The organism is Caballeronia arationis (genome assembly GCF_001544975.2).
In the GTDB taxonomy this organism is placed as follows: Bacteria; Pseudomonadota; Gammaproteobacteria; order Burkholderiales; family Burkholderiaceae; genus Caballeronia; species Caballeronia arationis.
In genome coordinates this window covers 25,596-44,589 of record NZ_FCOG02000044.1, presented here as the reverse complement: position 1 = coordinate 44,589, position 18,994 = coordinate 25,596, and the positions used below count along the sequence as shown (strand labels likewise).

Sequence of the window (18,994 nt, the reverse complement as noted above, 5' to 3'; positions counted from 1 at the left end):
CACGAAGCGCTTTCTAAAGTCGATGTAGCACAAAACAGCCTCAAAAGTGCCTAGTTTCGGCGCGGAGGTTCATTCTTAGCAGACCATTGCCGCTCAATTGCTGGTCCGCTTTCAAAATCAAGCCGCCGTTCAAACGTCAACCCAAAAGCACGGACGAAGGGCCGGAATTGGCCGGACTGAGACCTTGCTGTCCTGCCTGTCGCCCAACCCTGCCGAACTTACCTTCGCTGGTGACACAATAATTTCGCTCCGGGAAACCCTTGTCTCGCAAGGCTGAGCGGGCACGGGCATGGGTTCCCACGGCGAGTTGACAAAATTATTGACGCAAGAGTGACAGATTTAATCGGGTCTACGGATAGCGAGCCGGACCGCATCGACCCGATGTCCCAGTTACCCGAACCGGTCCTACGGTGCACGCCGCTAGTACCGGCGGGTTTAGGTGGACCTGCTTAGCGGGGTGGCGGCCCACGCCGTCGCGAAGTTTCTCAGCGCGACAGCCGACACCGAAGCATAGCCAGTACAGGGCTATCTCGCGCCAATTCGCGACTTCTCGTGGTTGGCGAGTGTCGAGTACCAGGGCCGCGGCCCTGATACTCGAAGTCCTGCAGCGAGGCTTGCTATGACGAGGCGTTCCTCAGGCCGAAGCTGCTGGTAGCAGTTTTGTCCCGACATTGCGACACCTTATAAGAGATAGATGTTGCACATCGCTTTTGAAGCCGCCTTGGTTCCTTGTCCATCTTATGACACACATTTACTTTCAATGCACGGCCGCACTACCAGGCGTGACTGGCGACTTCTGCGAGCGAGCGAGCAGCAGCGTTACCACAGCGGACATCACAAGCAGGCCGGCAACAAAATACAGCCCACCAGCATAGCTGCCGGTCTTGTCCTTGATCCACCCAATCATCACAGGGCCGGCAAAGCCGCCGAGATTGCCAATTGAATTGATCGTAGCGATACCCGTTGCTGCTGCAGCACCGGAGAGGAACATTGTCGGCATGGTCCACAGGGGAGGCTTCGCGCAGCTGATTCCAATATTGACCAGCGTCAGGGAAGCAATCAAACCCACAACACTGTTCGAAACCGCTGCAACCGCAAGCCCGATTGCCGCCGCCACGCACGCGATCACAACGTGCCAAGTGCGTTCGTTAGTCCGGTCAGAGTGGCGGGACCATAAGACCATTGCTACCACGGACACAGTGGGAGGAATCGCATTGAGCAAGCCGACCGTCATCGACGAGACTCCCAGTTGCTTGATGATCTGGGGCGCCCATATCCCGAGCGTATACAAGCCAGCTGAAGTACCGAAGTAGATCAGAGACAATGCCAGCACACGAGGATTGGCCAGGCCGCTGATAATTCCGTGCTTTGCGCCGCTTGAGCTTTTCCTTGCATTTTCCTCGTTCATTACACCGACCAGCCAGGCGCGCTCGTCGTCCTTAAGCCATTTCGCCTTTTCAGGTCTGTCCGTCATGTAGAAGAAGACGACGACACCCAAAATCAGCGCCGGAATTGCTTCGAGAATGAACATCCATTGCCAGCCGTGCAATCCCATAACGCCTTCCATTTCGAGTAAGGCGGCCGAGAGGGGCGACCCGAGCGCAGTTGATATCGGAGCCGCGGCCATGAAAAATGCGACCACCCCTGCGCGATGACGTGCAGGAAACCAATAGCTAAGGTACAAGATGATGCCCGGGAAGAAACCCGCCTCGGCGGCGCCGAGGAGGAACCGGACGATGTAGAAGCTTGTCGTCCCCGTAACGAAGGCCATGCACGCGGAGATGATGCCCCAGGTGATCATCACCCGAGCTATCCACAATCGTGCTCCTACCTTGTGTAGCGCGATGTTGGAAGGCACTTCGAACAGGAAGTATCCCCAAAAAAAGATGCCCGCACCGAAACCGAGGATCGAGGCGGTGAACCCCAAATCCGTTCGCATCGTTAACGAAGCGAAGCCGATGTTGACTCGGTCGATGTAGGCGATGAAGTACAGCAGCATGATGAACGGCACGATGCGCCAGCTAATCTTGCGCAAAGTCCGCTTTTCGAGATCGGTATCCATGGAATGTCTCCGTTTGACTAATGATTGATAACAGCCGTCTGTGCGGCCTTTTATTTGTTGGATGCGCCAATTCACGGCGCGGCTTTACGTGTTACGTCCTCAGGACTGGAGCAATCGCCTTTGCCCCGCAGAAAGACGCCTCGGCACCGAGCTCGGCCTCGATCAACAGCAACCGGTTGTACTTGGCTACGCGGTCGGAACGACAAAGCGAACCGGTCTTGATTTGGGTCGCAGCAGTAAGGATGCTGAGGTCCGCAATCGTCGTGTCCTCCGTCTCGCCCGAGCGGTGCGAGATCACCGACGAATAGCCGGCTCGATCCGCCATTGCGATGGCAGCGAGCGTCTCAGTCAGCGTACCGATTTGATTCGGCTTGATCAGGATCGAGTTCGCCACCTTTTTTTCGATTCCTTCCTTCAGGATCTCTGTGTTGGTCACGAACAGGTCGTCGCCGACGAGCTGCACGCGGCTACCAAGACGATCCGTCAGGAGCTTCCAGCCCTCCCAGTCGCCCTCCGACATGCCGTCCTCGATCGAAACGATCGGATAGCCCTCGGCAAGCTTCGCCAGGTAGTCCACGAAACCCTGCGAATCAAAACTCCTGTTTTCCGACGCCAGCAGGTATTTGCCGTCGTGGAAAAACTCAGAACTCGCGGTGTCCAGACCAAGGCCGATGTCCTTGCCGGGCGCGAAACCGGCAGTTTCGATTGCGAGCATGATCGTGTCGAGCGCGGCCTCGTTCGACGATAGATCGGGCGCGAAGCCACCTTCGTCCCCCACCGATGTCGACAGGCCCCGGCTCTTCAGCACGCCCTTAAGCGCATGAAACACCTCGACGCCCCAGCGCAATGCTTCCGAGAAGTTTGGAGCGCCGAAAGGCAGGATCATGAATTCCTGAAGGTCGACATTATTGTCAGCATGAGCACCACCATTGATGATGTTCATCATCGGCAAGGGCAAGCGAGCGTTCGGTGTCGTCGCGACGTACCGGTACAACGGCACGCCGGCGGACGCCGCAGCCGCCTTAGCCGCGGCCAACGAGACCGCGAGGATCGCGTTGGCGCCTAAGCGCGCCTTCGTCGGCGTGCCGTCGAGATCAATCATGCGGCGATCGATGCCTGGCTGATCGGCAGCGTCGAAGCCGAGCAACGCCTGACGCAGTTCGCCATCGACGTGGCTCACCGCCCGCCGCACGCCCTTGCCGCCATAACGCGTCTTGTCGCCGTCGCGCATTTCCAGCGCCTCGCGCGCGCCGGTCGATGCGCCGGACGGCGCAACAGCGAACCCTTTCGAACCATCGTCGAGCGTGACCTGTGCCGCGACGGTCGGATTGCCTCGGGAATCGAGCAGCTCGAAGCCCTTGACCTCCTGAATCCGTGTCATGTCGTCCCTCACTGAATTTGCGCGATGCGCAGCAAGTTGGTGGTACCGGGCGTGCCGAACGGCATGCCCGCGGAAATGACGACGGTCTGTCCCGTCTCGCCGAACCCTTCATCGCGGACGGTGGCGCATGCCAGTTCGCTGACTTCGAGCAGATCGATCACTTCGTCGCAGAGGACCGGGTGGACGCCCCAGGCCAGCGCCAGGCGCCGGGCCGTGGCTTGCCGGGGCGTCATGCCGATGATCGGCGCGGCCGGCCGCTCGCGCGCCATGCGCAGAGCCGAATAGCCGGAGCTCGTGTAGGCGACCGTCGCGACGGCGTTGAGCAGGCCGGTGACGTGGCGCATCGCGTAGCCGATTGCGTCCGCCGTGTTCGCGCGCGGCGCCGCGTGCGAGGCGGCGATGACTTCCCGGTAGTAGGGATCGCTCTCGGTCTGCGCGATGATGAGGTCCATCGTCCGGACGGCTTCGACCGGATACTTGCCGCTCGCCGATTCCGCCGACAGCATCACCGCGTCCGCGCCGTCGTAGATGGCGGTGGCCACGTCGGAGGCTTCGGCGCGCGTCGGGACGGGCGCCGTGACCATCGACTCCAGCATCTGCGTGGCGACGATCACCGGCTTCCCGGCCTTGCGGCAAGCGCGAACGATGCGCTTCTGGATCGCCGGCACCTGCTCGGCGGGCATCTCCACGCCGAGGTCGCCGCGCGCGACCATCACGGCGTCGGCTTCGTCGACGATCGCATCGAGGCTGCCGATCGCCGCCGGCTTCTCCAGTTTCGCGACGATGCCGATGCGATCCCCGACGATCTCCCGCACCTCCCGAATGTCCTCCACGCGCTGCACGAACGACAGCGCCAGCCAGTCGATGCCGAGCGTCAGGCCGAATTCGAGATCGCGGCGATCCTTGTCGGTCATCGCGGAGAGCGGCAGGACGACGTCCGGCACGTTGACGCCCTTGCGCTCCGAAAGCGGCCCTCCGACCACGACCGATGTCTCCGCAAAGTCTGCCCCGCAGCGTTCGACGTGAAGCTGCACGCGACCGTCGTCGAGCAGGAGGTTCGTTGCGGGCTTGAGCGCTGCGAAAATCTCCGGATGCGGCAGCGCCACGCGATTCGTGTCGCCCGGTGTCGTCGCATCGAGATCGAGGCGAAACTTTGCGCCCTTCTCAAGCTTGATGGGGCCGTCCTTGAACGTTCCGATCCGAAGCTTCGGACCCTGCAGATCAAGAAGCACACCAATTGGACGCCCGGCTTCCTGCTCGATTGAGCGAATAGTCTCGAGCCGAAGTTGATGATCCTCGTGCGTGCCGTGGCTGAAATTGAGCCGGAAGACATCGGCTCCGGCGTTGAACAGGGCTTCGATGGTCTCGCGGCTGGTGCTGGCAGGACCGAGGGTTGCGACGATTTTGGCGTTTCGATTGCGGCGCATCTTTAGTGACTCCGGGGAAGATCGCCGTCTTGAGCGGCAATGAAAATGGCACGAAAGTCGTTGACGTTCGTGAGCGTCGGCCCGGTGACCACCGAGTCGCCCAGCGCCTGGAAAAATCCGTGAGCATCGTTGTTTTCGAGGCGATCGGTGGGACGGATGCCGAGTTCTCGGGCACGCGACAGAGTGTCGGGTCTGAGCAATGCGCCTGCGATCTCTTCTTGACCGTCGACGCCGTCCGTGTCACCCGCGATGGCAAATACCTCGGACTCGCCGTTTAGCGCAACGCCGAGGGACAGCAGGAACTCGACATTGCGCCCGCCTCTGCCGTTACCGCGAATGGTTACCGTGGTTTCGCCGCCAGATAACAAAATGCAGGGTGGCTCGAAAGGCTGTCCGCGGCGGTGTACCTGTTTGGCTATACCAGCCATGACCGCCCCTACATCGCGAGCCTCGCCTTCAATTGAATCGCCAAGAATATGAGCTTCGATTCCGGCCGCTCGCGCCTCGCGCGCCGCTGCTTCGAGCGCGAGTTGGGGTGTCGCAATCAAATGGGTTTCGATATGCGGCAACCTAGGATCATCAGGTTTTACGGTTTCGCTGCGGCCGCTTTCCAACAGCGCGATCACCGCAGATGACACCTTGATCTCGTATCTCTTCAATACGGCCAGCGCGTCGGCACAACTCGTTGGGTCAGGTACGGTCGGTCCCGATGCGATATCGGCTGCAGCGTCTGCCGGCACATCTGAGATGATCAGATTGACCACCCGAGCCGGGTAACAAGCCGCTGCGAGCCGACCACCCTTGATCGCCGAAAGATGTCTGCGCACACAGTTCATCTCCGAGATCGTCGCGCCGCTCGCAAGTAGCGCTTGATTGATGTCTTGCTTGTCTTGCAATGTCATGCCTTCGGCCGGCAGCGGCAGCAGCGACGATCCGCCGCCCGAAATGAGGCATAGGACCAGATCTTCGGCAGTCAGCCCTGACACACGTTGAAGCATTCGTTTGGCTGCGGTAAGCCCGGCTTCATCCGGGACTGGGTGCGCTGCCTCGATGATCTCAATTCGCTCACAAGGAACCGCGTAGCCGTAGCGGGTCACAACCATTCCTTCCAGCGGTCCCTCCCAGTGATCTTCGACCGCTTTGGCCATTGCCGCCGAGGCTTTGCCGGCGCCGATTACAATGAGTCGCCCGCGCGGAGGGGCGGGGAGAAAATCGGGTACCCGCAATGAAGGCTGTGCAATCGCGATTGCCGCATTGAACATCCTTTTCATCAAGCGGTCGGCGTCGAGTTCGCCACTTGCGCTGACATTGGACGACGGCGAAGCAGGGGTCGAGTCTTTCATTTGTCGTCCCGCGCGCTGGCTACATTGGCGACGAGAAACATGAAAGGCGGAAGATGGGTCGAGGCGAACATCGTGTCTCCTGCTTTGTGCCTGATTCGTAGGGACGAGCTTCATCCGCCACGCACCATTGCGGCTTTGTCTAGATAGCGGTTGTGTCAACTGAAACTAGCGACGAGGCGCCTAGTTAAGAAGGGCCTTAGAATCACCGCACTCCGCCCCGCAGCCTGCCGACCGGCAGGTTTGCGGTGCGAAAGATCAGAGCCGGCTATCGGCCTTAAGTGGTAGCCTTAGCTGCCGGTACCTCGGCCTTGTCGAGCAGCGCGCACACCGCTGCGGTCACTTGTACGGTCGTCGCGTTGCCACCGAGATCGCCGGTGTGCAAAGACGGGTCGCCGGTAACCGCTTCGATTGCTTGCATCACACGCTTGGCCGCTTCGGCTTCTCCAAGGTGTTCCAACAGCATCACGACCGACCAGAAAGTGCCAACCGGATTAGCGAGGCCTTTGCCCATGATGTCGAATGCGGAGCCGTGGATCGGCTCGAACATCGACGGATAGCGACGCTCCGGATCAATGTTCGCAGTCGGCGCGATGCCCAGGCTGCCAGCGAGTGCCGCAGCCAGATCGCTGAGAATGTCGGCGTGCAGGTTGGTAGCGACGATCGTGTCAAGCGTTGCCGGCCGATTGATCATGCGGGCGGTCGATGCATCGACCAACTCCTTGTCCCACTTTACGTCGGGGAATTCCTTGGAGATTTCAAGTGCGATTTCATCCCACATCACCATGGCGTGACGTTGCGCATTGCTCTTCGTGATCACCGTGAGCAGCTTGCGCGGACGCGATTGCGCGAGCTTGAACGCGAAGCGCATGATCCGCTCGACCCCTGCGCGGGTGAGAATTGACACGTCCGTTGCGGCTTCAATCGGGTGGCCTTGGTGGACTCGACCGCCCACACCGGAATATTCGCCTTCAGAGTTCTCACGCACGATGACCCAGTTTAGATCCTCGGGGGTGCAACGCTTAAGTGGCGCGTCGATGCCCGGCAGGATCCGCGTCGGCCGCACGTTGGCGTACTGATCAAGGCCTTGGCAAATCTTCAGACGCAAGCCCCACAGCGTGATGTGATCCGGGACATCGGGGTCGCCCGCCGATCCGAACAGAATGGCGTCTTTGTCGCGCAAGGCGTCAAGACCGTCCTCGGGCATCATCACCCCGTTTTTACGGTAGTAGTCAGCGCCCCAATCGAAGTCCTCAAATTCAAAGGCGAAAGTCTTGTTCTTGTTAGCGAGCGCTTCAAGAACTTGACGGCCGGCCGGTACCACTTCCTTGCCAATGCCATCACCGGGAATCGTTGCAATGCGATAGGTCTTCATGTCTCCGTCCTTAAAATAGGTTGTGTGAGTGAACTTTACAGAGCATCCACCCTTAAAACCGGGTTGAGATTCAAAGCATCTTTAACTTGAACTCACAAGTACTGGCACGAAAATAAATGACGGGCTGTCTGTTTTTCTCGATTCAACATACTTATCCCATATGAAGACCGCCGTTCAGCGAGAAATCCGCGCCGGTTGAGAATCCCGACTCTTCAGATGCCAGCCACGATACGATCGAGCCGATTTCTTCAGGACGGCCGAGGCGACGCACCGGAATCGTCGCAACGATCTTCTCGAGCACTTCCGGACGGATCGCCTTCACCATGTCCGTGCCGATATAGCCCGGCGACACGGTGTTGACGGTCACGCCCTTGGTCGCCACTTCCTGCGCGAGAGCCATCGTGAAGCCGTGGATGCCGGCCTTCGCGGTCGAACAATTCGTCTGGCCGAACTGCCCTTTCTGGCCGTTCACCGACGAAATATTGATGATCCGCCCGAAGCCGCGCTCGACCATCCCGTCGACCACCTGCTTCGTCACGTTGAAGAGGCTCGTCAGGTTGGTGTCGATGACGGCCGTCCAGTCTTCGTGCGTCATCTTGCGGAATACGACGTCGCGCGTGATGCCGGCGTTATTCACGAGAATATCGACTTCGCCGACTTCGGCCTTGACCTTGTCGAACGCGTTCTTGGTCGACTCCCGGTCGCCGACGTTGCCTTCCGACGCGATGAAGTCGTAGCCGTTCGCCTTCTGCTCCTCCAGCCACTTCACGCGGCGCGGAGAGTTCGGGCCGCAGCCCGCGACGACCGTATAGCCATCGTTATGTAGACGCTGGCTGATGCTCGTGCCAATGCCACCCATGCCGCCTGTCACTACGCTATACGTTTTGTCATGTCTGCCTCCATAAAATGCCGAAGCCGGTGATTGGCTTCTGCTGCTGCACGACTCTCTCGTCCTACCTATGGGCGCTCGACTGCCAGCGCCACCCCCATGCCGCCGCCGATGCACAGCGACGCCAAGCCCTTCTTCGCGTCGCGCTTCTGAATTTCGTGCAGGAGCGTGACGAGAATGCGGCAGCCGGATGCGCCGATCGGGTGACCGATCGCGATCGCGCCGCCATTGACGTTGACCTTCGACGTATCCCAGCCCATCTGCTTGTGGACCGCGAGCGCCTGCGCCGCGAACGCTTCGTTGATTTCCATCAGGTCGAGGTCGGCCGGCGACCAGCCCGCGCGTTCCAGACAGCGCTTCGATGCCGGCACCGGGCCCATGCCCATGATCTTCGGATCGACGCCCGCGTTCGCGTACGCCTTGATGCGCGCGATCGGCGTGAGGCCGAGCGCCTCGGCCTTCTTCGCCGACATCACGATCACGGCCGCTGCGCCGTCGTTGAGGCCCGACGCATTTGCCGCCGTCACCGTGCCTTCCTTCGAGAACGCCGGCCTCAGGCCCGCGAGCGATTCGGCCGTCACGCCGTGGCGCACGAACTCGTCGGTCGCGAACTTGAGCGGCTCGCCCTTGCGCTGCGGGATGTCGATCGGGATGATTTCATCGTTGAAGCGGCCCGACTTCTGCGCGGCCTCGGCCTTGTTCTGCGAGAGCGCCGCGAACTTGTCCTGGTCCTCGCGCGAGATGCCGAATTCCTTCGCGACGTTCTCCGCCGTCACGCCCATGTGGATCGAGTTGAACGCGTCCCACAGGCCGTCGACGATCATCGAGTCGATCAGCTTCGCGTCGCCCATGCGGAAGCCGTCGCGCGAGCCCGGCAGCACGTGCGGCGCCGCGCTCATGTTTTCCTGGCCGCCGGCGATCACGATGTCGGCATCGCCCGCGATGATCGCGTTCGCCGCCAGCATCACGGCCTTCAGGCCCGAGCCGCAGACCTTGTTGATCGTCATGCTGGGCACCGATGCGGGCAGGCCCGCCTTGATGACCGACTGGCGCGCCGGGTTCTGGCCGGAGCCGGCCGTCAGCACCTGTCCGAGGATCACTTCGCTGATCTGCTCCGGTTTGAGGTTCGCGCGTTCCAGCGTGTCGACAACAATCACTCCACCTCACGCACTACTCCATCATCTCTAACATCGCGTGCATTGCGCGGGCTTTTCTTACCGGCAAACCGGCGGTCGCCCGAGCGGTGCCGATTTTTGCCTGCGCGCATGGCTTCGCTCCAAAACTTTTCCTAACCGCTCATGCGCGCTCGAAAATCCGACGAGAGGAACGACAGCGAGTTGCTGGGTCGAACAGCGTGAGAATCTCCCCAAAGAGTGCGACGCGCGTACCCGCCGACGCCCACTGCCGCTTCGCGTTCCTCGTCGGTCCCCTGCTGACGCGTCACCGGGATGACCACGTGATATCCCTTCCCTTCCACTGGTCCTGAATGAAGCTCGTGAGGCGGATTTCATTGAGCAGGACCTTGCGAGCTGCGCTGCCTCCGTCCTCATGCGCCACGACAGGTTGGATCGGGGTCGAGATCGAGAATGAAAGTTCTGGATGACACCGCGCAAAGTCTTGCTGTGTTTACAAGCGTGCTCCTGACTGGCCCGCCGATAACCGGACCGTAATTTACGGCATGGAGATTGCTAAGGTGCGAGTGGTCCATGTGCGTCGTTGCGTGCTCCGGCGGGCTTCTGTCCACATCGGACACTAGTCATGAGATGCCCACGACGTTTTTGCGCGAAGGCGACCTTGTGAAATCACTCTACCCGGAAACATTGAACCAGCTCGCCGACCGTTGGACGGTGCTGATGAATCAGATCAACCGCCACGTCGGTCGATACCCCGATCAGTTCTATATGGAAGTGAAAGCGCTTATTCAGCAGACGGAACATATGATCGAACCCGATCCGTTCGAGCAGGAAGTAATACAGACGGTCGAGAAGCTAACAGACGACGGCAATTTGAAGATGGCGCTGTTTCGGCTGCACGAAGTCATCGACGCGCGGTTGGACGGGCGGGGTTTCTGGGATGCGAATTTCGCTTCGTCTTGAAATCGAATACGATCAACAACTACACTGAGATTGCGTTCTTGCGAGGGGTCGCAAGAACGCTGTCTCAATCGTTCAGCCCGCTTCGGCGGGCCTTCTTTTGCCCCGCGTCAATTCCGCCGCCGAGGATGGGCTGTCGTCGACGCGGTTGGCGGCCTCCGGATCAGCGAACCGGTCGCCTAGTGGAACTTGGGCCGTGTCGGTGCCGCGGTTCAAGCGAACCAGCCCTATCTTGAACGAATCGCGCGAGTAATGATTAAGCCTGATGCGCCGCTGCTGACCGATGGTATCAGCGTTCGCAGCGCCCGGCGGTACTGGCCGCTGCTAGGGCGCAGCGTGACGCCTCGCTGCACGCCGTCAGGCTGCCGGCAAATGGTATATCCGCGCGCGCTGACGCCAGCCGGCTCTGGCCGTCAGTTAGTCCAATCGTCAAGGCGGGTTGCCGACCGCTTACACACGAGATCCGGCGGAGCGCCTTACAAAGCGACCTGTTAAACCCCTGGCCTAGTTTCGATAATGTCGAGAGCGATTAGCCGGTCCCAGACTGGACTCGGATCGCGGCAAGAAAAGCTTGTGGAGAAGAAACGAACGTGCTACTTCGTCACATCCGCTACCTGATTGCGGTCGCCGAGCAAGGCAATTTCACGCGGGCAGCCGAGACCCTGCGCGTCTCTCAACCCGCTCTCTCACAACAAATCCGCCAGCTCGAAAGCGACCTCGGCGGCCAGCTCTTCGATCGCAGCGGTCGCGTCGTCCGTCTGACCGACTTCGGGGTCGCGTACATCGAACATGCACGACGAGCCTTGCTCGATCTCGAAGCGGGCCGAAGGGCACTGCATGACGTGCGCGATCTTTCACGCGGACATGTGCGCGTCGCCGTCACGCCGACGTTCACCGAGTATCTCGTAGGGCCGCTCGTCGGACAGTTCCGCACGCTGCATCCCGCGATCAGCATCGAGATGACGGAGATGTCGCTGGAAGCCATCGAGACGGCGCTGAGCGAAGATCAGATCGATCTCGCGATCGGCTTCTCCGACCTGCGCTCCGACGACGTCGAGATCGAGCCGCTTTTCGCCGAGCGGCTGACGCTCGTCGCGGGAGGCACGCATCCGCTGACGCGCGTGCCGGGCGCAGTGGTGGCAAGTCAGCTTGCGGACATCGCCCTCGCGCTCCTCACGAGCAACTTCGTTTCGCGCGGCTACGTGGACGACTATTTCCGCGCGTATCGCATCAAGCCGAAGATTTCGCTACAGGCCAATTCAATCAGCGCGGTGCTGAAGATCGTCCGGCGCGGCGAAATCGCGACGATCCTGCCCGGCGCAATGGAACACGAGCATCGCGACCTGTCGTATGTGCCGCTCGATCCGGCGTTCCCGATCCGCACGGTCGCGCTGCTGCGGCGCAGGCATGCGTATCGGACGGTGGCATCGACTGCGTTCTGCGCGCTGTTGCGGGAGATGTTGAGCGAGGGCGAGCTCTCGGGGCTGGAGACCTTCGCGGCGAAAAGCTGAATGTCCCGGCGCAAGTTGCCGTAATTGCTCGAATGGACGATAAGCGACCACGCTCATTCAATCCCGGCAAACCGTTTCACGCAGAAGCCGTGGCCTACGGTCCATCCAGGGGCGTCATCGCAAAGCGCAAGCAAGCTGGACCCGAGCCAGCTTCGATGGTTTCACTGGAATTCGAGGCGGCTGGACGGTCTTGATGAATCAGTTAACCTGCCACGCCGGCAAATATCCGGGCAGTTCTGCTTGAAGTGGCAGAACTCTTCCGGCAGACGGAACGCATCATCAAGCTCAATCCCTTCGAGCAGGACGTGCTGCAGACAGTCAGTAAGCCGGCCGACGGCAGCCTGAAGATGGCGCGTTCAGACTGCACGAAGTCATTGAAGGCCCGGTTGGAGGGACGCAGGGCTTAATATGTTGCCCGTCATTTACTCCAGATGAAATTCGGCAGCGACGATCGGTCGCGTTCGTGCGAGGCGCCGCACGAACGCGACCGTTGCTCGTTGAGCCTACTCTGGCGGGCATTCTTCTGCTTCAATTAAGGTGCCGTGCGTGTGTCGTCGGCGCGGTCGGCTGCATCGTCTGCGGCATCCTTCAGATCCTCCTTGGCGTCGCCCAGATCCTTGCGGGCTTCGCCGGCGATCTGCTGCGCATCGCCCTTCGCTTCCTGAGCGGGGTCGTCAGTCATCTTTCCGACGCCTTCGTTGATCTTCCCTTTGACCTTCTCTCCGAGTCCTTTGACCTGGTCTTCATTCATGGCGGCTCTCCATAAGCACCTGCCGATCGCAGGTCTTGAACGTACCGCAAGGACAGTGCCGGACTCTACAGTGCCGGACTTTTATAGTCGGCTATAGTAAAAAACGGAAGCCAACAACGATGTCAGATGTTCCGGAAATCGGGGTTGAGCGTCAAACGGGAGGCTGGGTGTGGGCGGCCATCGTGCCGAGCACCGACGGCGCGGCGCCGCAGATTCTGCACCAATCGCTGGAAGCGTTTCCGTAGCGAGGAGGCCGCGCTTGGCGACGCCAGAAAAGTTTTGCAAAAATTTCAAACTCAATCTGCTGCGGAGGAATCGACAAAGCTACGGCACAACCGTTGCTGATCCAAAGGAAAACCATTCTTTTTCGAACATGCAGCACGATTCCTTGCCAGTCTCAGGACTCTGGAGCAGCCGCGCGTTCCAGAGCGTGACTCCGCCTATCGCGGTGCTGATCGTCGATGACGATCGTGCTGTCGCGGAGGCGCTCTCTGCTGCGCTCGCATTCGAAGGCTTTCGCCCGGCCGTCGTCGATGGCGGCTATTCGGCGTTCCTAACACCTCCGGCGTTAACGCCTCATATCGTCATCCTCGACATCGAAATGCCGCTTTGTAACGGCTTTGCCGTCGCCGCGGCCATGCGGGACTCCGGCCGGTTTTCGGCGACCCCGATTATCGCGTACAGCTCGCTGGCCGAAGCGGAGGTGATGGAGCGCGGCAAGGAAGCGCAGATCGATGCGTTCTGCCGAAAGGGCAATTCGATGCGATGCTTGCTCGCGCTTATCGATCACCTGGCGCCTGTCCAGGCGGCGGGTATTTAGGGCCGACTGGTCAAGCCCATCGTGTCCTCGTACGTCGGTTACATCCTGGCGTGTCGCGCGCCGCGATGAGTGCCCCTTTGTGAGATCGACTGCGGCCGGTCGCTCACCCTACCAAAACGGAGAAATCCTTGGGCGAATCCGGCCACGGCCGGACCGGGCTCTATTCGCTTTCGCTCGCCGGGCCTGACGTCCCGGCCATTCGGTGACGATCCCTTTCGCAAAGTCCGACACTCGGTTAGATGAACGTCCTATGGGGCTCCGCCCCTGGCGCGCTGCAAGGGAAATGGCTTCGCCCTAGCCAGGCGGTCTCCCCATCTTTCGCAAGCTGCAAGACGGCCTTGCGGCCGCCCCTTTCGGGGTGGGTGATCCCCTCCGCCCGTCCAGCCCTTGCACCTTGCCTCCCCGGTCTGCGCCCGACGGGCAGGGGTATTCGCGCAACCTTTTGATGGCTCGCTCTCTATGCATCGGGCAGCGGTGGCCGGCTTAGTCGATGAGACATATGCGCAGCTGCACGCGGCGGACGCCGTCCTCTTCAAACGCGTCGGACCCGATCAATACGAGTACCGAGTGAAACGTTCGATATTGGGCTACGCGGGTATTCCGTGGCTTGTTGCACGCCGAACTAACGTCAAACTCATCGACCACTGCCAAAAAGCTGGCAATGAAGTATGCTTCATACAAGTTGATTAACCTCGCCGCGTCCGTTTCACATCGGCAATCTGCCGAGATAGAACTGAGTTTCAAGCAAGGCGAGGCTGGGTCAACGGGCTGCTAGTCGAAGAACGCGTCGTGCAAGGTAGCGAGAACCGCCCTAACCATTTTGTAGTCCTCAATAATATATCTCACTTAATTCAGTTTATCTTAGAGTTCCTTGTACCGGTAATGTAAGCACGGTACTCGAACGTGAACCAATATGCCGACCAATCACGACACATACGATCGTGGGTGTGGATATCGCAAAGAACGTAATGGAGGTTTATTGGATGGATCCGGATACCGGCAAGATCGTGAACACGCCTTTTAGCAGGGGGTGACTGATTTGGGCTTCTCGCTCCGATCTAGCATGGAACGGCATTTTTTGCTCGGAACCAGTCACCGCCGGCTTTATGCGCCCATTGACGACTTCGTGAGCGCGTGCCGACCACGCACGGACAAGCGCTTCGGCGGGACGCCCGTCATAACCCGTCGACGTTAGCGGATCAGTTCCTGAAGATCTCTTCGAGATCGTCCTGCTCCTCGACGGAGTCGAGCTTCATGTTCTTTTGAATGTGATCCAAATGCTCAAGCATCAGCCGCTCGGCCTGCGTTTGATTGCGCTCAGCGATGGCATCAATGATTCGCGAATGTTCGTCTGCGCGGCAGCAGGTTGCCGTGGGCGCGTCGTAGAGAAAGATCATGAGGCAGGTCAGCACGGAAAGCTCGCGCATGGCGCGGGCGAGTGCCGAATTACCCGCGAGCTCCGCGGCCAGCGAATGAAACTCGCCTGACAGCCGGATCACGGCCCGCTTGTCTTCGCGATGGCGCGCATCGATTTCAAGCTTCTGATGCCGGCGCAGCCGCGTCAGCTTGTCCTCAGTCAAGTTTTCCACGAGCCGGCGCATGACGGCGGGCTCGATCAGCCTGCGCGCCTCGAAAACATCGAGCGCCTGCCGAATCGACGGCCTCGCAACGTACGCCCCTTTCTGAGGAATCAGCTCCACGATCTGCTCATGTGCGAGCCGGGCGAGCACTTCGCGGATACGCCCACGGCTCGCGCCGAAAATCTCGGCGAGCCGCTCCTCCGCGAGTTTCGTGCCGGGGTGCAGCCGGTGCTCAAGGATTGCTGTGTAGATGCGTTCGTAGATCGCTTCCTGGCCCAGTTCACGCGGCGCGCTGACGGGCGCGACGTCCTTGCGCTTGCGGCCGATGGTCGTTTTCGGCTGGATCGAAGCGAACTCGTCGATTGCAGACACTGCGGTGGTCTCCTATTCAAAGGCATATCCACAGGATAGCGGCGCGCGTCAGTTTTGTCGACATCAATGTAAACACCAGTTACGTCGTCATCGTTGTTGACTATGATGTTGACATGTAAATCTACACGTTGCGCAGTGTTTGACGATTGAATCTCGTAAGAGGAAATTTTCAGATGACAGCTCCGGGACTGGACTTGGTCGTTCGGCGCGCCCGCGTCGCGACGGCTAGCGACACCTTCGACGCAGACATCGGCGTTGCAGGCGGAAGAATCGTTCAACTGGGCGTGGACCTGCCGAAAGGCGTGCGCGAAATTGATGCGGCAGGGCGCGTCGTAACACCCGGCGGCGTCGATGCGCATTGCCACTTCGATCAGCCGATGGCGCCGCCGCTGCGCATGGCCGACGACTTCGACACGGGCACGCGTGCGGCTGCATGCGGCGGGACGACCACGGTCATTCCTTTCGCGGCGCAGATGAAGGGCCAATCGCTGAAAGCAGCGGTCGCGGACTACCATCATCGCGCTGAGGGCCGTGCGCATGTCGACTACGCGTTCCATCTGATTGTCAGCGATCCGACGCCCGCCGTGCTGAAGGAGGAATTGCCCGCGCTCATCCGCGATGGCTACACTTCCTTCAAGATCTACATGACCTATGACGACCTGAAGCTCGACGATGGCCAGATACTGGATGTGCTCGCGGTAGCTCGCGAACACGGCGCGATGGCTATGGTGCATGCCGAGAACGCCGACTGCATCGAGTGGCTGACGAAGCGCCTCGAGGCCGCTGGCCGCACCGCGCCGCGCTTTCATGCGCACTCGCGTCCGATGCTCGTGGAACGAGAGGCCACGCATCGCGCCATATCGCTAGCCGAGCTGGTAGACGTGCCCGTGCTGATCGTGCACGTCTCGGGTCGCGAAGCCGTCGAGCAGATTCGGTGGGCGCGCGCGCATGGTCTCAAGGTCTATGCCGAGACGTGCCCGCAATACCTCTTTCTGACAGCCGCCGATCTTGGCATCGACGACAGCTATCAGGGCGCGAAATGCGTGTGCAGCCCGCCGCCGCGCGACAAGGCGAATCAGGAAATCATCTGGGACGGCCTGAACGACGGGCTCTTCACGCTGTTCAGCTCGGACCACGCGCCGTTTCGCTACGACGCCCCCGAGGGCAAGAAGCCCGATCGAGAGGAAGTCTCATTCCGGCACATCCCGAACGGCATACCCGGCGTGGAGACGCGCATGCCGCTGCTCTATTCTGAAGGCGTGCTGGCAGGCCGGATGACGCTCAACCGCTTCGTCGAATTGACGGCCACCAATCCTGCGAAGGCGTATGGCCTACATCCGCGCAAGGGCAGCATCGCGATAGGCAGCGATGCCGATCTCGTCATCTGGAACGAGCGCGAGCTCGTGCTGCGCAATGCCGATCTCCACCATGCCGTCGACTACACGCCGTACGAAGGGCAGACACTGAAGGCCTGGCCTGCGCTGACGCTCATCGGAGGCGCAGTCGTATGGGACGGACAGTTCCATCCGCGCGCGGGCCTCGGCCGGTTTCTACGCTGCGGCAAGCCCACGCTCGCGCCCGACGGCGGGCGCAACTGATCATCGTTGTGGTGTTCCCATACAAGCAGTGCCGGTCGTTTCGCTGATCGAACAGCGCACACCGGTTCATGAAGAGGAGACGTCATCGTGGAAAGACAGCACCAGCATCTTGCCGAACTGGACCCTACTGGACGGCTGTACAACGAAGACCTGGCGCCCGCCATCGAGCGCAAATGGACTGCGTACAGTTTCTTCGCCGTGTGGATGTCGGCCATTCATAACATCGGCACCTACACGTTCGTCGCCGGGCTGTTCGTGCTTGGACTGACCGGATGGCAAGTGCTCGCGGCCATTCTGATCGGCACCGCGATTCTTTTCTTCGGCATGAACTGGGCCGGACGCATGGGCCAGCAGACAGGCATTCCATTTCCCGTGATGGCCCGCATCAGCTTCGGCATCTGGGGCGCCAATGTGCCGGCGCTGATTCGCGCGGTGATTGCGATCTGCTGGTACGGCATTCAAACCTATCTGGCATCGACGGCGGTGGTCGTGCTGCTGTTGCGCATAAATCCGGGATTGCAGCACTGGCAGGATCAGAGCCTGCTCGGGCTGTCCTATCTCGGCTGGGCCTGCTTCGTGTTTCTGTGGGTCATGCAACTGATCGTCATCACGCGCGGCATGGAGGCGGTGCGCAAGTTCCAGGACTGGGCCGGCCCGATCGTCTGGATCGTGATGCTCGTGATGGCCCTATGGCTCTTCGCGATGGCTGACTGGCATATCCCGATGAGCCTGTCAGTGCACCCCTTGTCAAGCAGCGACGCGCTTCAGGGCGTGCTGACGGGCGCGTTCCTGCTGGTTTCGACCTACGCGACCATGTTGCTCAACTACTGCGATTTCACGCGCTTCGCCAAGTCAGAGCGCGCGGTGATCGTCGGCAATTTCTGGGGCATTCCGATCAATTTTGCAGCCTTCGCGGCAATCAGCATCACGATGACGATCGGCACCGTGGTAGTGTTCGGCAAGGCCATCACCGATCCGGCCCTGATCCTCGCAAAAGTGCCCAACACGTTTGTGCTGGTAGTCGGCGCGCTCATGTTCATCGTGGCGACGATCGGGGTCAACGTGGTCCTGAATTTCGTCTCACCGGCGTATGACCTGGCGAACGTCTGGCCGAAGCGGATCACGTTCCGGCGCGGCGGCATCATCAGCGCGGTGCTCGCGCTCGTAGTCATGCCGTGGAACCTGTATTCGAATCCCGTCGTTGTGAATTACTTCCTTGGCGGACTCGGCGCGTTCCTCGGTCCGCTCTTTGGGATCATGGCGGCCGACTATTTCCTGATCCGGCACGGCGTGGTCAACATCAACGACCTCTATCGCTCGGACGAGCGCGGCGAATACTTCTATCGCAACGGGCTCAACACCCGTGCGCTCGCCGTGTTCGTGCCGACCGCAGCAGTGACGGTGGTGATCGCGCTGCTGCCCGCGCTTTCCGCGATTGCGGCGTTCGCGTGGCCGATCGGCTTCGTCGCGGGCGGAATGGTTTATTTCTTGGCGATGAACGGCGCGGCCAGACGGGCCATTACTGACGCGGAAAGCACGGCAAACTAAAGGGGCTGATGCGAGTCGATCGACATGCTGGCGGATCATGGGCGTCGCACAGTCGGCGCCGCCCACTTCATTGTTGCAGCCGACTCCGCCGATCCATATCGCTGCCGGCGATACAAACGGTCGGATGATGCTCGGCGCGCGAGCAAGGCGCTCAACCCGCTGGAGTCGCTTACCCCTGAGTATTCCGGTGCCAACCCGCGGCGCTGCGTTGCGCGAGTCGCGGGTGCCGTGCGGCGATCGACGGCAC

Annotated in this window: 14 protein-coding genes and 2 pseudogenes; 7 read left to right on the top strand and 9 right to left on the bottom strand. The window is 60.5% G+C overall.

The features are described 5' to 3' along the window. Positions 1-757 precede the first annotated feature (757 nt). The 7 genes and pseudogenes from AWB81_RS23715 to AWB81_RS23685 all read right to left on the bottom strand — a co-directional run. Positions 758-2,062, bottom strand: a complete 1,305-nt coding sequence (locus AWB81_RS23715) for an MFS transporter (RefSeq protein ID WP_062638992.1) — start codon at positions 2,060-2,062, stop codon at positions 758-760. Positions 2,063-2,153: 91 nt separating this feature from the next. Next, complete coding sequence (gene eno / locus AWB81_RS23710; RefSeq protein WP_062638991.1) at positions 2,154-3,443, bottom strand: phosphopyruvate hydratase; 1,290 nt, start codon at positions 3,441-3,443, stop codon at positions 2,154-2,156. Between the two features lie 8 nt (positions 3,444-3,451). Beyond that, positions 3,452-4,870, bottom strand: coding sequence for a pyruvate kinase (pyk, locus tag AWB81_RS23705; protein WP_062638990.1), 1,419 nt, complete (start codon positions 4,868-4,870; stop codon positions 3,452-3,454). 2 nt (positions 4,871-4,872) lie between these two features. Further along, a complete protein-coding gene (locus AWB81_RS23700) occupies positions 4,873-6,141 on the bottom strand; it encodes a glycerate kinase type-2 family protein (RefSeq protein WP_062638998.1) in 1,269 nt (422 codons plus the stop codon). Positions 6,142-6,487: 346 nt separating this feature from the next. After that, a complete protein-coding gene (locus tag AWB81_RS23695) occupies positions 6,488-7,585 on the bottom strand; it encodes a tartrate dehydrogenase (RefSeq protein WP_062638989.1) in 1,098 nt (365 codons plus the stop codon). Positions 7,586-7,736: 151 nt separating this feature from the next. Continuing rightward, positions 7,737-8,476 (bottom strand): annotated as a pseudogene (locus tag AWB81_RS23690) (3-ketoacyl-ACP reductase). 66 nt (positions 8,477-8,542) lie between these two features. Further along, positions 8,543-9,616: pseudogene (locus AWB81_RS23685) on the bottom strand (acetyl-CoA C-acetyltransferase); the annotation flags it as partial. A 654-nt stretch (positions 9,617-10,270) separates the two neighbouring features. On the opposite strand from AWB81_RS23685, the gene AWB81_RS23680 reads away from it, so the two are divergent. From AWB81_RS23680 to AWB81_RS45810, 3 genes are all read left to right on the top strand, one after another. After that, positions 10,271-10,570 carry a hypothetical protein gene (locus tag AWB81_RS23680; RefSeq protein ID WP_144444173.1) on the top strand — a complete coding sequence of 100 codons (300 nt, stop codon included), beginning with the start codon at positions 10,271-10,273 and terminating at the stop codon, positions 10,568-10,570. A gap of 587 nt (positions 10,571-11,157) precedes the next feature. Then, positions 11,158-12,078, top strand: coding sequence for a transcriptional regulator CynR (cynR, locus tag AWB81_RS23675; protein ID WP_062638986.1), 921 nt, complete (start codon positions 11,158-11,160; stop codon positions 12,076-12,078). 245 nt (positions 12,079-12,323) lie between these two features. After that, positions 12,324-12,485, top strand: a complete 162-nt coding sequence (locus tag AWB81_RS45810) for a hypothetical protein (RefSeq protein WP_159938930.1) — start codon at positions 12,324-12,326, stop codon at positions 12,483-12,485. Positions 12,486-12,610: 125 nt separating this feature from the next. Here the strand turns inward: AWB81_RS45810 and AWB81_RS23670 are convergent, their stop codons facing one another. Next, on the bottom strand, positions 12,611-12,829 hold the full coding sequence (locus AWB81_RS23670; RefSeq protein WP_062638985.1) for a CsbD family protein: 219 nt from the start codon (positions 12,827-12,829) through the stop codon (positions 12,611-12,613). A 119-nt stretch (positions 12,830-12,948) separates the two neighbouring features. Between AWB81_RS23670 and AWB81_RS48325 the strand changes: the two genes are divergently transcribed. Further along, on the top strand, positions 12,949-13,074 hold the full coding sequence (locus AWB81_RS48325) for a hypothetical protein (protein ID WP_268811762.1): 126 nt from the start codon (positions 12,949-12,951) through the stop codon (positions 13,072-13,074). 14 nt (positions 13,075-13,088) lie between these two features. Further along, positions 13,089-13,649: a response regulator gene (locus tag AWB81_RS23665; protein ID WP_062638984.1), complete on the top strand. Its 561-nt coding sequence runs from the start codon at positions 13,089-13,091 to the stop codon at positions 13,647-13,649. 1,199 nt (positions 13,650-14,848) lie between these two features. Here the strand turns inward: AWB81_RS23665 and AWB81_RS23655 are convergent. Further along, positions 14,849-15,493, bottom strand: a complete 645-nt coding sequence (locus AWB81_RS23655) for a GntR family transcriptional regulator (protein WP_087135159.1) — start codon at positions 15,491-15,493, stop codon at positions 14,849-14,851. A 281-nt stretch (positions 15,494-15,774) separates the two neighbouring features. Between AWB81_RS23655 and hydA the strand changes: the two genes are divergently transcribed. Further along, positions 15,775-17,199, top strand: coding sequence for a dihydropyrimidinase (gene hydA, locus AWB81_RS23650; protein ID WP_062638982.1), 1,425 nt, complete (start codon positions 15,775-15,777; stop codon positions 17,197-17,199). Between the two features lie 87 nt (positions 17,200-17,286). Further along, entirely contained in the window at positions 17,287-18,747 is a 1,461-nt protein-coding gene (locus AWB81_RS23645) for an NCS1 family nucleobase:cation symporter-1 (protein ID WP_200822538.1), read from the top strand. Positions 18,748-18,994: the final 247 nt, after the last annotated feature.

Excerpts from the sequence above, each read along its gene's own strand:
- AWB81_RS23695 (WP_062638989.1), bottom strand. The coding sequence starts at position 7,585 with ATGAAGACCTATCGCATTGCAACGATTCCCGGTGATGGCATTGGCAAG.
- AWB81_RS23670 (WP_062638985.1), bottom strand. The coding sequence starts at position 12,829 with ATGAATGAAGACCAGGTCAAAGGACTCGGAGAGAAGGTCAAAGGGAAG.
- AWB81_RS23700 (WP_062638998.1), bottom strand. The coding sequence starts at position 6,141 with ATGAAAAGGATGTTCAATGCGGCAATCGCGATTGCACAGCCTTCATTG.
- pyk (WP_062638990.1), bottom strand. The coding sequence starts at position 4,870 with ATGCGCCGCAATCGAAACGCCAAAATCGTCGCAACCCTCGGTCCTGCC.
- AWB81_RS48325 (WP_268811762.1), top strand. The coding sequence starts at position 12,949 with ATGTCAGATGTTCCGGAAATCGGGGTTGAGCGTCAAACGGGAGGCTGG.
- hydA (WP_062638982.1), top strand. The coding sequence starts at position 15,775 with ATGACAGCTCCGGGACTGGACTTGGTCGTTCGGCGCGCCCGCGTCGCG.
- eno (WP_062638991.1), bottom strand. The coding sequence starts at position 3,443 with ATGACACGGATTCAGGAGGTCAAGGGCTTCGAGCTGCTCGATTCCCGA.
- AWB81_RS23715 (WP_062638992.1), bottom strand. The coding sequence starts at position 2,062 with ATGGATACCGATCTCGAAAAGCGGACTTTGCGCAAGATTAGCTGGCGC.